Genomic DNA, 13,536 nt, shown 5'->3' with positions numbered 1-13,536 from the left:
TTGTTTAGTATGATTTGTTTTGACAAAAGTATTTCAGATCGAAAAGGTCGTTCGAGATTGTTCCCGAGGCTTTTTTTACTCGGCTTCCTGCTGTACGGGCTGAATGCTGCGGCTCAAGAGCCAGACAGTGTTCTATCCGCCAAAGCCAGCAAGAGTACTCGGCAGAAGACGAGTGTGCTCGCATCGGAGAAGCAGGATACGGTTGTCTTCCGATTTGCCCCGAAACGACGGATGTTTTGGGCGGATTATAAAGGAAATGCAGCCGCTATCAACTCACTGACTCAATCTATCCGACAACACAAGCTTTCAATCGAATCAGGAGATATGAAAGTGCGTATGCTGGGTTTTTGCTCCTCTTACGATTCTTTCAAGACAAACCTTGCAGCTGCGAAAAATCGAAGCAATCAGGTCAAGTCTTATTTTATCGTTCATGAGGGATTGAAAGAGGAGCATTTTCGGACGACGAATTCTACGCAACGGTGGCGAGGAATGACGGATGTGATAGCCGTGGCCTATGTGTTCCGTAGTGCGGGAAGTAATCAGATGCCTGAACCGGAGAGCGATGTTATGCCGGTTGATTCATTATCCGGGAGCGAAGCCGAACCGACATCGGAAAAGCCAGTTATTGAGTCTGCATGTAACCCTGTCTCCGAAATACCTGCGGAAATATCCGCAGAGCCGGAATCAGAATCGACACAGTCGGTCGTTGAGGCATTGGAGGGAATGATGTTCGACCCCGTACGTCCTCTTTATCGCTGGGCCATTAAAACCAATGTGGCATATTTGGCCGCTACGGTCGCCAACCTCGGCGTGGAGTACAGTTTCGGCGACCACTACTCGATCGATCTGCCGATCATCTACAGCCCCTACACCGTGGCACGCGACTACCGCCTGCGTTTTCTGGCTGTTCAGCCCGAATTCCGCTACTGGCTGAAAGCCCCGATGAAGGGTCATTTCTTCGGAGTGCATCTCAACATCGGCGCTTTCAATATCGCTGTGGACAACAAAAATCGCTACCAGTCGCCCGACGGCTTCTACGGCGTGGGGTTGAGCTACGGTTACGTGCTGCCCTTCGCCCGCCATTGGGCAGCGGAGTTCACCGTCGGCGCGGGATACGTCCATACGAAATACGATACTTATTATAATATACCAAACGGCGCCCGCTTCGAAAAGGGACGGGCTTACAACTACTGGGGCCTGACGAAGGTGGGCATCAATCTGTTGTATCGGTTCGGAAAATAAGGGAGGAGCGGAAGATGAAAAGAATAACAATATATATTGCCCATTTACTCGTTCTCGTATTGACGGGCTGTGACAAGACCGTACTGGAATTTCCGGAAAACGAAGGCGTCGATCCCACGCTGGTCAATGCGAATCTGTCTCTTGCGATAGACCCGAAAATAGAACCTTACGAGCAGACAGGACGCTCCGAAGGGGAGGTTATTGACGCGTATGACGTTCGCTGGATCGTCGAGGTATTCCGCGACGAGATCGGCGGCGAACTCGCGGAACGGCGTGTGCTCGGCTGCGAGCCGGCGGCGGACGGACACCACACGATCCACACCTCGCTGGCGCTACACGCTGCCCGCTACCACGTCGTAGCGTGGATGGACTACGTGGATAACGGTTCCGTGGACGACAAATACTATACGATTCCTTCGCTCTCGTCAATCAGCGTGCCCGCTGCCGGAAACTACATCGGTGACGAGGACCATAAGGATACCTACGTTGCCCGGCAGGAGATCGACCTCAAGGCCCATCGCGACCGCTGGAACGAAACTGTAGATGTGACTGTAACGCTCCAGCGCCCGATGGCCAAGATCGAGTTCATCGCTACCGACATCGACAAGTTTCTTGATGAGTTGGCCGCACGACACTCGGAGATAACCGGATCCGTGGCCGACGATCTGCTGTCCCAAACGCCAGACCTTTCGACGATACGGGTACAGGTGGACTACGCCGGGTACTTCCCATCGGGTTTCAACGCCTACACGAACAAGCCCAACGACGCCCGCACGGGGATGTGGTTCGAGTGTAACATGACGCCTCTGACGAACAAGGAGGCCCACTTGGCCAGCGATTACATCTTCGTCAATGGTTCGGAGTCGGCCGTGAAGGTCGATCTTACGATCCGCGACAGCGAAGGCAACCTGCTGAACCGCATCGAGGGCATCGACGTGCCCATCGTGCGGGGCAAACTGACGACTATACGCGACGAGTTCCTCACGCGCGACTACGCCCCCGGCATCGGCATAGACCCCGGTTTCGACGGCGACATCAATATTACGATCCCTGACTAAACTGACATCCGGATGAAAAAGATAGTTACCATATTATTATTCGCACTGACCGTCTTTGCCGGTTGCAGCAAGGACGAGAAACCCACGCCCGCCCCGACTATGCCCGTGAACGGTGTGATCTACCTGCACTCGGAAAGCGTGCTGAAGAACGAGCCTGCAGCCAAGGCGGCGACGCGCGGCGCGACGGCTGCAGAACAAACATTGACCTATACCTTCGAGGCCTGGACAAATGACACCAAGCCCCGATGCGTACTACATAAGATAGCAAACGGAACGCTTGACGAAGCAGCCATTGAGATCGCACTGGTGCCCGGCACGTACGACTTCCTCTTCTGGGCCGATTACGGCAAGGGAACCTATACGACCGACAACCTGCGGCAAGTGTCGCTTACCCGGACGCCCTATACGCCCGGCAGTGGGCGCGACGCTTTCGCTTTCGCCCTACCCGGTGTACAGTGGAACGGCGGCAACGGCGTATCGGCCACGTTGAAACGCCCGCTGGCAAAGTTGGCGATGCAGAACACGGCCGCATTCGGCACGGGCGGGCAAGAGGTGTCGGTTACATACACGAACGTACCGACACAATACGACGTATTGACAGAAACGACATCCGCTCCGCAAACTCTGACACTCGCGTTCCCGGCAACGACTGCCGGGTCAAACTCGGTCGGCGAAGATTTCCTCTTCGTGCCGTATGCGGGGCAATCCATCGGCCTGTCGATCACGGTGGGCAATGTGACCAAAGGACTCGACATGCTGCAACTGCAGCAGAACTACACGACCCACGTAACGGCCACATTCGAATAACAGATAACGAATGATAAATTACCACAGACAAGAAAACCCATAAAATTCAACATATTATGAAGAAATTATTCCTATTGGCGGTGGGCCTTGCGATGACCCTTACCGCGTGTCAGAAGGATGAAGGGCTCGTTTCCGACGTAGCAACGACATCCTCGTTTACGGTAACGATTCCGCAGAGCGGAGTACAAACCCGTGCCGTGACCGATGCTTTCGGCACCGGCACCTCGGTCAACCGCTGTATTCTGGAAATCTACCACGGCGACAAGTTGTACGATCGCATCGAAAAGGGCGTGAGCGGCAAGACGGTTACGTTCGATAACCTGCGGCTCGTATCGTCGCAAACCTACGACTTCGTCTTCTGGGCCGACTGCGCCGAGGGCAGCGAAGGCAACTTTACGGACAAGGTCTACAATACGGCGAATTTGAAGTCGATCACGGAAATCGGGCCGTTCGTGGGCAACAGCGACGAGCGCGACGCGTTTTTCGCCAAAGAGAGTTTCAAAGTTACCGGTTCTTTCACGAAACCGGTAACCCTGAAGCGTCCTTTCGGTCTGCTGGTGGTAAAGACCAACGACCTGAACGAAATCAAAGACGAGGCGCTGAAGCCCACGGGCTACAGTGTCGCTTTCAAGGGACTGCCCACGACGTTCAACGCCCTGACGGGCGAAGTGAGCGGATCGGCCGACGTGACCTATACGGCAGGTGAGTTGGCCAAGGCCGACGGTACGATCTCGATGGACTTCCTCTGGGCCACGGAATCCGAGGCCGCGCTTTCCGACTTCACGATGACGTTCCTCAATAACGGAACGGCGATCTGCACGAACGACGCTTTCACCAACATTCCCATCCGACGCAACTACCGCACCAATGTGTCGGGCAACCTGCTGACCAAGAAAGGCTCGATCAGCGTGACGATCGATCCGAATTTCGATGCAAACAGTCCCATTGATAAAGTGATTGCGGAAGTAGAAAGCGTCAGTGAGGTAGCTCAGGCAATCGAAAACGGCGCTACGGATATTACCGTAACGACCGCTCCAACGACTGCGGCGACCATCGAGATTCCGCACACCCTGACTGCCGAGCAGGCTGCCAAGGAGATCTCCATTACGCTGCCTGAGACCGACCAGCAGGTGACTCTCGCCTACACCACCGAACAGAACGGCCAGGCTCCCGAGGCCGTCAATATTACAGTGCCCACTACGAATAAACTTATCATCAATCTTCCGGAATCGACTGTCACGCTGAACGGCACGAGCTATACCGCTGTCGAAGCCACAACTGCCGGCAACACCCTGATTGTCCCCGAGGGCGTTACCGTAGGAAAACTGAACGTGGTGAAAGGCAATGTGGAGATCTACGGTACGGTTACGGAAATTACATTCGGGAAAGGAGCCGGTACTGTTACGACTTATGCTACAGGCGATGTCGCTACGCTGAAAAAAGCGATCGAGCTGATTGCCCAAGGCAAGTGTGCCCGAATCGTGCTGACGGCCGATATCGACCTTAAAGGCTCTGCCGATAACCCTTGGACTCCGATCGATACGGAAGGCAAAGGCTTCGTGGAATTCGACGGCGCCGGCCATACGATCAAGAACCTCTACGTTGACAACGCCACAGGTCAACCTAATGGTAAAGGCACTTACTACGGAGGTTTCTTCTATGTGCTTCAGGGCAACGTGAAAGACCTCACGATCGACGGCGCCGAAGTGACCTGCTATCGCGGCGGTACATTGGTCGGCCGCATGGACTACGGTACGGTGGAAAACTGCCATATGAAGAATACGGCCATTAAGAGCGTTCAGAAAATCGGCGGCCTGATCGGTTTCGTCAGCACAAGCTCGAAAGATGTCACGGTCCGCAACTGCTCGGTAACCGCTTGCTCTATCGACGTATTTAATCCCGAAACGTTCACCTACTGTTCGCAAGCTGCCGGCCTTATCGGTTATTTCCAGACTTTCGAGCGCAACGTGCTTATTGAGGGCTGCTCGGTCAGCGGCATTACTCTCAACAATACTTACAAAGGTCAGGATGCGGATTCCTATAGCGACGGCGATTTGTTCTATGCTATGGAGCAAAGTTTCTCCCACGCATTTATCGGCAATATGGTAAATGTGTCGAAAAAAGCCGACACTTACGACAAGTACACCGTGGAACTCCGCAACAACAAGGTGGATAAACAGGCAGACGGAGTAGCAACCGGCTATTTCACCGATGAATATATGGGCTGGCGGGCTTCCAATTTCACTGCCGGATACATAAGCACGGCTAAATTGATCGTGGATGGCGTTGTTAAGGATCGCTGGACCGAATTGAAACGCTTCGTTGCCCTCTTGAAAGACGGTGGTAACGTCAATGTATGGTATCATTATGATTTGACGAAAATTCCGGAAACGAGTGGCGAGATTCCAATCGAGAAACCTACCGTCATCGACTTTAAAAGAGCTGTTACTCTGACTGTCGGCAAACAACAGATCGTCAACAAGAAAGAGCTTACCGTCAAAGGTATTGGAAAGATGACTGCCAGCGATTATATTTTCATGAACGAACAGGGAGCTACACTGACTGTCGAAGGAGGAACTTTCACCGCTACGAAAGCTACGGACGCCAACGGTGTCGTCATTTATAACCAAGGTATCTGCAACATCAAGAACGGAACGTTCGACGGTCCCGGCTTTACGCTGATGAATACCGGCAGCGCCGATATGACCATCGAGAACGGTAACGTCATTAACCGGAACTCTCCGACGGGTTATGCGCTGATGGCAGCTGGCGGTGGTACCAAGCTGACTGTCAAGGGGGGTCGGATCGAAGCCATCCAGTCAATCGGAGGAGCCAACGTGACGATATCCGGCGGTACGATTCTGAACGACTGCAAATATTACGCACTCTACAATCAAAATGGTAAGACCACGATTACAGGCGGGTATTTCTCCGGTTACCCGGGCATGAAAGACGTGTATATCGCCGATGGTACGGTAGCAATTCAGGGCGGTTATTTCGAGGATAACCAGACTGCCGCAGCCGACGGATACGTTTATAAGGACAATGTACAGACAGTAGACGGCATCACCTACAACTACGAGGTGGTGGCTCAATAACACTTTCAATCCGCAGGAGCCTGACCGCTCCTGCGGGTACAAAGGCAAAGACGAAGCAAGTTCTTTTAATAACATTTTTTTACAAACCGCTGAGTTACAACTTCTTCGGGACCTCCTCGAGGGGGGGGGTAATTCCTTAAAAACCAATTAGTTATGAGAAAATTATTCCTATTGGCGGTGGGCCTTGCGATGACCCTTACCGCGTGTCAGAAGGATGAAGGGCTCGTTTCCGACGGAGCCACCTCCCAGACCATTACCGTTACCATCCCGCAAGGGATGCAGACCCGTGCCACGGCGGCAGACTTCGGCAACGGGGCGAAAATCGACCGTTGCCTGCTCCAGATCTACCATTCGGGGACGACTCCGGCGAAGTATGGCGAACAACAGTCCGCCACCGTGCAGAAAGGCGCCGATGGTAAACTGACCGCAACATTCAACCTACGGTTGGTGGCCCAGCAGACTTATGACTTCGTATTCTGGGCCGACTGCTCGACCGGAGATCATTATAATACGGACGATTTGACCAATATCACGGTGAAAGGCAACTATGCGGGTAACAATGACGAATTCGATGCCTTTACCGGCGCATTGCTCGACTACCAGGTAAAGGGAGCTTTTTCGGAAAACATTACCTTGCGTCGTCCTTTCGGTCAGTTGAACGTCAAAACGCTTGACATGGCTGCGATTCCCGATCCCACGTTAAAGCCAACGAAAGTGAAAGTGGCTTTCACGGCCGTTCCGACTTCGTTCAACGCCAAAAAAGGCGAGATCGGCGCGGCGACAGCTGCGGTGGAATATACCGCCGACGTACTCAGCGCCGATGGCGATCTGACGGTCGACTATATCTGGGCCCCCGTCGAGGAGGCTACGCTGGCCGATTTTTCGATGACGTTCCTCAACGGCACGACTGAAATTTCGACCAACGGCGACTTCAAGAATATTCCGATCCGCCGCAACTACCGCACCAACGTATCCGGTAACCTGCTGACCAAACAGGGTACGTTCAACGTGACGATTGATCCGGAGTTCTACAAGCCCGACATCAACGACTATCCCGAACTGCGTGCCGCACTGGCCAACGGCGGCAGCGTCACCCTGTCGGACAATATGACGGTCAAGGAGCCTCTGGTTGTGGAAAACGGCAAGACGGTCGAGATCGATCTGAATGGGCATACGATTACGAACGAAACTGATGTGTGGGCAGGAAACGATTGGTCGCTGTTCTCCGTTCGCGGAGGAACACTTACCATCAAGAACGGTACGGTAAAGGCCAAGGATAACGATTGCTACGCGTGCGACGTGCAGTATGGAGGAACCCTGATCATCGAAGACGGTACTTTCGTCGGAAATATTTCGGCGGTTTATGTACACGAAGGCAAGGCCGAAATCAAAGGCGGTACGTTTAGCATTGTCCAGACCGAGACGGAGGGAGACCCCTACCGCTTCCTGCTCAATTGTTATGACTCCAACCGTCAGGCTGGCAAGGCATCCATCGTAGTGACGGGCGGTACTTTCGAGAATTTCAATCCCGCCGACAATGCGGCCGAAGGAGCCGGTACAAACTTTGTGGACGAGGGTTACAAAGCAGTCAAAATTGCAGAGACCCCAGCGCCGAACGGCACGTTCCAGGTTGTTAAAAATGCAAAAGTGGATAATGCGGATGAACTGATCGGAGCTTTGGCAGATCCCGAAATAGCCAATATCGAGGTTGCTTCCGATATCGACCTTGCGGCGAAGAGCTCCGAAGAACTTACTTTCGAAGAGCATAAGACCATCGACATCAAGGAAGGTGTGACCCTCCAGCTTGGCAGTGCGAATTTCCTGACTGCCGAAAAGGGTCTTACGCTGACCGGCAAAGGTACGCTCGACAACAGTGCGGCAGCTTCTACGGCCGTAGTTGCCGCTGCTTCCGATGTACACGAACATAAATCGTTGATTCATGTTACGGGAGGCGATCTGCTGATCGACGGTGTCACACTAATCAACGACCCCGAATACCATTGGCACGGAAGTTCCTACAACACTGCAGCGATCGCCTATTGGAACGATGCGAACGTAACTATCCGAAATGCCCGGGTTATCTCAGGTGAGTTCACCCTCTGCGGTATGGGGCGTAACGGTGCGAATACCGCGACTGTTACCTTGATTGACAGCTTTTTCGAGTCCACTTCTTCGAATTTGGATAATAAACAGCACTGGGCATACGCGATGCGTCTGTTCGGCTCCGAGGTATTGATCGAGAATTGCGAGGTCAAGGGTATTCAGGGCGCTGTTTCAATCGAAGAGAATGCCAAGGCCGAGATTCGCAGCGGCAAGTTCTATACGGTCAATACCTCTGGACAGCAGGATGCCTTTTACGCGCTATATGTAAGCAGCAGCGCCGAAGTCACGATCACGGGCGGAGAATTTTCCGCTCCCAACGTCAGGACGGGATTGCAGATCGAAGGTACCAGTGCGGTCGTATCAGGCGACAATGACACCGGACGGCCGAGCGGAAGTGTGATTCTCAAAGGCGGCAAATTCAGCGGCAAGGCTTACAATCACGTAACCAATACCGTTTATGCTCCGGCTGCCGGATATCAATGGCAAGCAATAACAGACGGCGACAATTTGAAATGGGCTGTTGTCCCTGCCACCCGATAGCTGATCTCAGATATAAAACGAACGAAAGGTGTCGGAACGCCTTTCGATAAAACATAAACAATCCGCAGGAGCCTGACCGCTCCTGCGGGTACAAAGGAACACGAAACGAGTTCTATTAATAACATTTTTTTACAAACCACTGAGTTTCAACTTCTCCGGGGCTTCTCCGGGGCTTCTTCGGGGCTTCTTCGGGGGGGGGCTCTAAAAACCAATCAGTTATGAGAAAATTATTCCTATTGGCGGCGGGCCTTGCGATGACCCTGACCGCATGTCAGAAGGACGAGGTCTCTCCATCCGCAGGAGCGACCTCTCAGACGATTACCGTCTCTATTCCGCAAGGAGTACAGACCCGTGCCGCAGCGGCGGATTTCGGCGACGGCTCGCAGATCGACCGCTGCTTGCTCCAGATCTACCGGAACGGCCAGCCCTACGGGGAGCAGCAGACCGCAACGGTAACGGGCAACACCGCAACGTTCAACCTGCGGCTGGTGGCTCAGCAGAAGTATGACTTCGTATTCTGGGCCGACTGCTCGGAGGCCGGCTACGAGACCGATGACCTGAGCGCAATCACGCTGGGATCGGATGCAGACTACACCGGCAACGACGACAAGTTCGACGCCTTCTTCCTCTGCAAGAAAGACTACACGGTTACCGAGTCCTTCTCGGAGACGTTCACGCTCCGCCGTCCCTTCGGCCAGCTGAACGTGAAGACGCTCGACCTCGCGGCGATTCCCGACAACGCGGCCGACCTGAAACCCGCGAAGGTGAAAGTGAATTTCACGTCTCTTCCGAACACGTTCAACGCACTGACGGGCGAGGAAAGCGGCGAGGCTGCCGTGGAATACACGGCCGACGTGCTCAACGCCACCGGCGAGCTGACGGTGGACTACATCTGGGCGCCTGTCGAACAGGCTACGCTGGCCGACTTCAAGATGACGTTCCTCGATGCAGCAGGTAAAGAGATCTCGGCCAACAGCGATTTCAAGAGCATTCCCATCCGCCGCAACTACCGCACCATGGTATCGGGTAATCTGCTGACCAAGCAAGGCGATATCACCGTCGAGATCGATCCGAATTTCTACAAACCCGACATCACAGTTGTCACCACGGCGGAGGAACTGCATGCAGCGTTCGCCAACGGCGGCAGCGTCACCCTGTCGGAAGACGTGACGGTCGAAGCCCCGCTGGTCGTGGAAACCGGCAAGACAGTCGAGATCGACCTGAACGGCAAGGACATCATCAACACGACCTCGCTTCCTGATACAGATCCACGCTATGGCAACACCACCGTATTCGAAGTGAAAGGCGGCGCTACCCTGAATATCAAAGGCGACGGCAACATTAAGGCTATCGGAACCAAGCCCAACGAAGACGGCTACCGCATGGCCGTATATGCTTACGGCGATGCGAAGGTGAACATCTACGGCGGTAATTTTGTCAACGATCAGGACTATAATGACCATAATGCACAGCTCGACCTTATCTACGCGGATCAGCAGGCCGTTATCAACATCTACGGCGGTACGTTCGAGTCGAAGAGCGCCAACAACCGCGGTTATTGGGTGCTGAACCTGAAAGACGGCTCGGGTGCCGCCATCAACGTATACGGCGGTACGTTCATCAATTACGATCCGTCGAGTTCGATGACGGAAAATCCGGTGAAAAACTTCGTTGCGGAGGGCTACACGGCGATCAAGACCTCTGCCGAACCGGCTCCTAACGGAACTTACACGGTGGTGAAGGGTACGGAGGTAGCAGCGCCTGCGGATCTGGAATCAGCCTTGAAAAGCGGCGATATCGCCATCGTTTCGCGCAGTATGACTATCGATGATTCTCCCTATATCTCCTCGGTCGCTTCCGCCACCTTGTCTCTGAAAGAGGGTGCGGTATTGACAGCGCAGGAAGGCTCCGAATTGCAACAGTGCATCCAAGTGAGCAAATCGTGCAAAAAGATGGTTATTAGCGGAAAAGGCTTCATCGTCGGACCGAAAAACAGTACAGCCACAAACGTTGCAGGCATCTATAGCGGTTGCCCCGATCTGGTTATCGACGGCACCATTACCGTTGACGGCAGCAGCGGCAGCAAAGGGACCAATGCAGCGATCCGTATTGCGGAGGGCACTACGACGATCAAGGACGGATACTTCACCGTCGGTACGGATGCTTCCGGAATTGCCAACTCGTGTATTTTGGTAGCAACGGCACGCCCCTCTCAAAAAGCTCACCTGAAGATTTATGGCGGTGTATTCGAAACGAAGGGCAATCCCATCAACGGTTGGTATCCGGTCATCAACATTCAGGATGCCGACCGGAAAGCCGGCCGTGCCACGGTTGAAATTTACGGAGGAATCTTCATTAACTACAACCCCGCAACGGGCGACAACACGGGCGAAGCGGACGATACGTTTGTCGCTCCGGGCTACAAGTCGGTAGAAACGACCTACAACGGACAGCAGGCTTGGCAAGTAATACCCGAATAGTCTTAACCGGGACATAGCGTCGGAATATTTTTCGCGCAGAATAAGTAAAGGGACTGTATAACGAGTTTATACGGCCCCTTTTGTTAATGGCTTGAAGTCGGTCCGGAATCCGGAAACTCGGCCGACTCCGTAGCGACGTACCGGCACGGACCGACGGGCTTGCCATGGTGCGCAATCTCCTCCTCGCGACTCGCCTTGCGGTGGGCCTTGAAGTAGTCCTGCTGTGTGAATAGGATTGCAGCGAAAAGAGAAATACATAGTAGATTTGCTTCCTCTTATGCTGTATATTTTGTATTTAGTTAGATGATAGAAATCGTTGAAAATTCAGTTTAGTTTACTCTATTAGCCTATATGTAGGCAAAACCAAAGTAAACTAAATTTAGGTAAGCATATTTGCCTTTCCATATGCCTATGATTTGGTAGAAGTACTTACCTTTGCATAGTGCAAAAAGTTTCAATGAACGTATAATCTTAAAATGTACATTTGCCTATTTTCTCTTTTAACTGCAAAATTCGCTATAGATCACCAATCGATATTCTTGATGAGAGAGGTCAGTAGCGGGGAAAGTAGCTTTAAGAAACACTTTGTGTGCAACCAAGTGCAAGGGATGAAATCAAGTGTAAAGTAAAAACCAAAGAATCTCCTAAAATACCGATTTTGTTTCTATTCTGGTTCTTTTGCAAGGCGTTATAATTGTTATCTTATTAATATACAGCAGAATAAACAAAATAGCATTTACCAGATTTCGAACCAAGGCTGAAACTAATACACTTTCATCAAAAATATGTCATCGAATACTCGATGTTACAAAGATAACTATTATTTGAAAATTAGTGGTAACATCTTTATAATTTTTATATTTAATACGCTATAAATTAAATTACTCCATTCTCCCTCGCAACATTTCGCGAAGTCCGCACGAAATTCCGCATCGTCTTATCTCAAACCGAGCGTCCCTGCCAGCCGAAGGGCCAGCTCCGTATTGTCCAGTACGCCGTTAATCCGTTCGGCGCCTGTCCCGTACAGATAGACGGGCACCATCGCCGCCGTATGTCCGCCGGTGCTGAAACGGTACTCGATCCCGGCCTCCTCGTGCTCGAAATCGACATCGGCCGAAGGAATCGAAAGACCGCCCGTTTCGTGATCGGCCGTAACGACCACGAGCGTCCCAGGATGCCGGTCGGCGAAATCCATCGCAGCGGCAACCGCCCGGTCGAAATCACGCATCTCCGCCAGGACGCCTTCGGCATCGTTATCGTGAGCCCGCAGATCAATCTGGGATCCTTCGACCATCAGAATAAAGCCCCGGTCGCGCTCGCCGGCTTCTCGCGACAGAATCTCCAGCGCCTTGCGGATCGCCCGCTCCAGATAATCGCCCCGCCCCTCCGACATTTTCGGCAGGTGACCGTCGGCAAAGAATCCCATCACAGGTCCCCGGCTCAAGGTATCGAGCTGCGAGGGATCGGTCAGCACCCGGAAACCGCGATCCCGAAGGCGCTCGATGCCCGGTACACCGTCCTCCCGCTCCGACGTTTCGGCATACTTCAATCCGCCGCCGAAGGCCACCGTCAAGTCGCTTCCGGCCAGTTGATCGGAGATTCGCTGATACTGTCGCCGATAAGGCACATGGGCATAGAAAGCGCCGGGCGTAGCGTGTTGCAGAGTACTGGTAACGACGACTCCGGTCGGCATCCCGGCTCGGATCGCATCCGCCATAATCGACTCCGCAGCCGTCGAATCGGGCAGCACACCGAGCATACCGTTGCCGGTCTTATGTCCCGTCGCCAGCGCCGTACCGGCCGCTGCGGAGTCCGTCACCCGGTTGTTGGCTGAATAAGTAGTAATCAATGCGATGTTCTGCGCCCGGTCGAAAGCGGTCGTACCGTATCCCTCCTCGAGCATCAACATCGACACGTGACTCAATCCCATACCGTCCCCGATCAGATAGATCAGGTTCCGAACCGGCAACGTGTCGGCTGCGGGAACGATTTGCGACGGTCGAAGGTTCAGTTTACGGGCGACCTCCCCGCCTCCTATCCCGACGGCATAGGCCGCCGACAACAGGACGAGCATGGTAATTACAATTTTTTTCATAACAAATAATATATATTCTTTTGATGCCACTTTTCAAATTTACGCATTTCCGACACGCCGTTTCGAACTTTCTTTGTATTTTAGCAAAAATTTAACCTGATTATATAGCTCGA

7 protein-coding genes are annotated in these 13,536 nt (G+C 53.0%); 6 read left to right on the top strand and 1 reads right to left on the bottom strand.

The features are described from left to right. The first annotated feature begins 9 nt into the window (after positions 1–9). The 6 genes from ALIPUT_RS13275 to ALIPUT_RS05835 all read left to right on the top strand — a co-directional run bounded on the left by ALIPUT_RS13275 (position 10) and on the right by ALIPUT_RS05835 (position 11,328). Complete coding sequence (locus tag ALIPUT_RS13275) at positions 10–1,242, top strand: DUF3575 domain-containing protein (RefSeq protein ID WP_306576503.1); 1,233 nt, start codon at positions 10–12, stop codon at positions 1,240–1,242. 14 nt (positions 1,243–1,256) lie between these two features. Further along, positions 1,257–2,300 carry a DUF6562 domain-containing protein gene (locus ALIPUT_RS05855; RefSeq protein ID WP_004328847.1) on the top strand — a complete coding sequence of 348 codons (1,044 nt, stop codon included), beginning with the start codon at positions 1,257–1,259 and terminating at the stop codon, positions 2,298–2,300. 12 nt (positions 2,301–2,312) lie between these two features. After that, positions 2,313–3,107: a DUF6562 domain-containing protein gene (locus tag ALIPUT_RS05850; protein ID WP_004328846.1), complete on the top strand. Its 795-nt coding sequence runs from the start codon at positions 2,313–2,315 to the stop codon at positions 3,105–3,107. Positions 3,108–3,163: 56 nt separating this feature from the next. Further along, complete coding sequence (locus ALIPUT_RS05845; protein WP_004328845.1) at positions 3,164–6,205, top strand: right-handed parallel beta-helix repeat-containing protein; 3,042 nt, start codon at positions 3,164–3,166, stop codon at positions 6,203–6,205. Between the two features lie 153 nt (positions 6,206–6,358). Next, a complete protein-coding gene (locus ALIPUT_RS05840) occupies positions 6,359–8,848 on the top strand; it encodes a DUF6562 domain-containing protein (protein ID WP_004328844.1) in 2,490 nt (829 codons plus the stop codon). A 218-nt stretch (positions 8,849–9,066) separates the two neighbouring features. After that, a complete protein-coding gene (locus ALIPUT_RS05835; RefSeq protein ID WP_004328843.1) occupies positions 9,067–11,328 on the top strand; it encodes a DUF6562 domain-containing protein in 2,262 nt (753 codons plus the stop codon). A gap of 937 nt (positions 11,329–12,265) precedes the next feature. On the opposite strand, the gene ALIPUT_RS05830 is transcribed toward ALIPUT_RS05835, so the two are convergent. After that, positions 12,266–13,423 (bottom strand): alkaline phosphatase, encoded by a 1,158-nt coding sequence (locus tag ALIPUT_RS05830; protein ID WP_004328842.1) that lies wholly within the window; start codon positions 13,421–13,423, stop codon positions 12,266–12,268. Between the last annotated feature and the right edge of the window lie 113 nt (positions 13,424–13,536).

The organism is Alistipes putredinis DSM 17216, from assembly GCF_000154465.1.
GTDB classification, from domain to species: domain Bacteria; phylum Bacteroidota; class Bacteroidia; order Bacteroidales; family Rikenellaceae; genus Alistipes; species Alistipes putredinis.
This window is presented reverse-complemented; position numbering and strand designations above follow the sequence as displayed.

Excerpts from the sequence above, each read along its gene's own strand:
- ALIPUT_RS05845 (WP_004328845.1), top strand. The coding sequence starts at position 3,164 with ATGAAGAAATTATTCCTATTGGCGGTGGGCCTTGCGATGACCCTTACC.
- ALIPUT_RS05850 (WP_004328846.1), top strand. The coding sequence starts at position 2,313 with ATGAAAAAGATAGTTACCATATTATTATTCGCACTGACCGTCTTTGCC.
- ALIPUT_RS13275 (WP_306576503.1), top strand. The coding sequence starts at position 10 with ATGATTTGTTTTGACAAAAGTATTTCAGATCGAAAAGGTCGTTCGAGA.
- ALIPUT_RS05855 (WP_004328847.1), top strand. The coding sequence starts at position 1,257 with ATGAAAAGAATAACAATATATATTGCCCATTTACTCGTTCTCGTATTG.
- ALIPUT_RS05835 (WP_004328843.1), top strand. The coding sequence starts at position 9,067 with ATGAGAAAATTATTCCTATTGGCGGCGGGCCTTGCGATGACCCTGACC.
- ALIPUT_RS05840 (WP_004328844.1), top strand. The coding sequence starts at position 6,359 with ATGAGAAAATTATTCCTATTGGCGGTGGGCCTTGCGATGACCCTTACC.
- ALIPUT_RS05830 (WP_004328842.1), bottom strand. The coding sequence starts at position 13,423 with ATGAAAAAAATTGTAATTACCATGCTCGTCCTGTTGTCGGCGGCCTAT.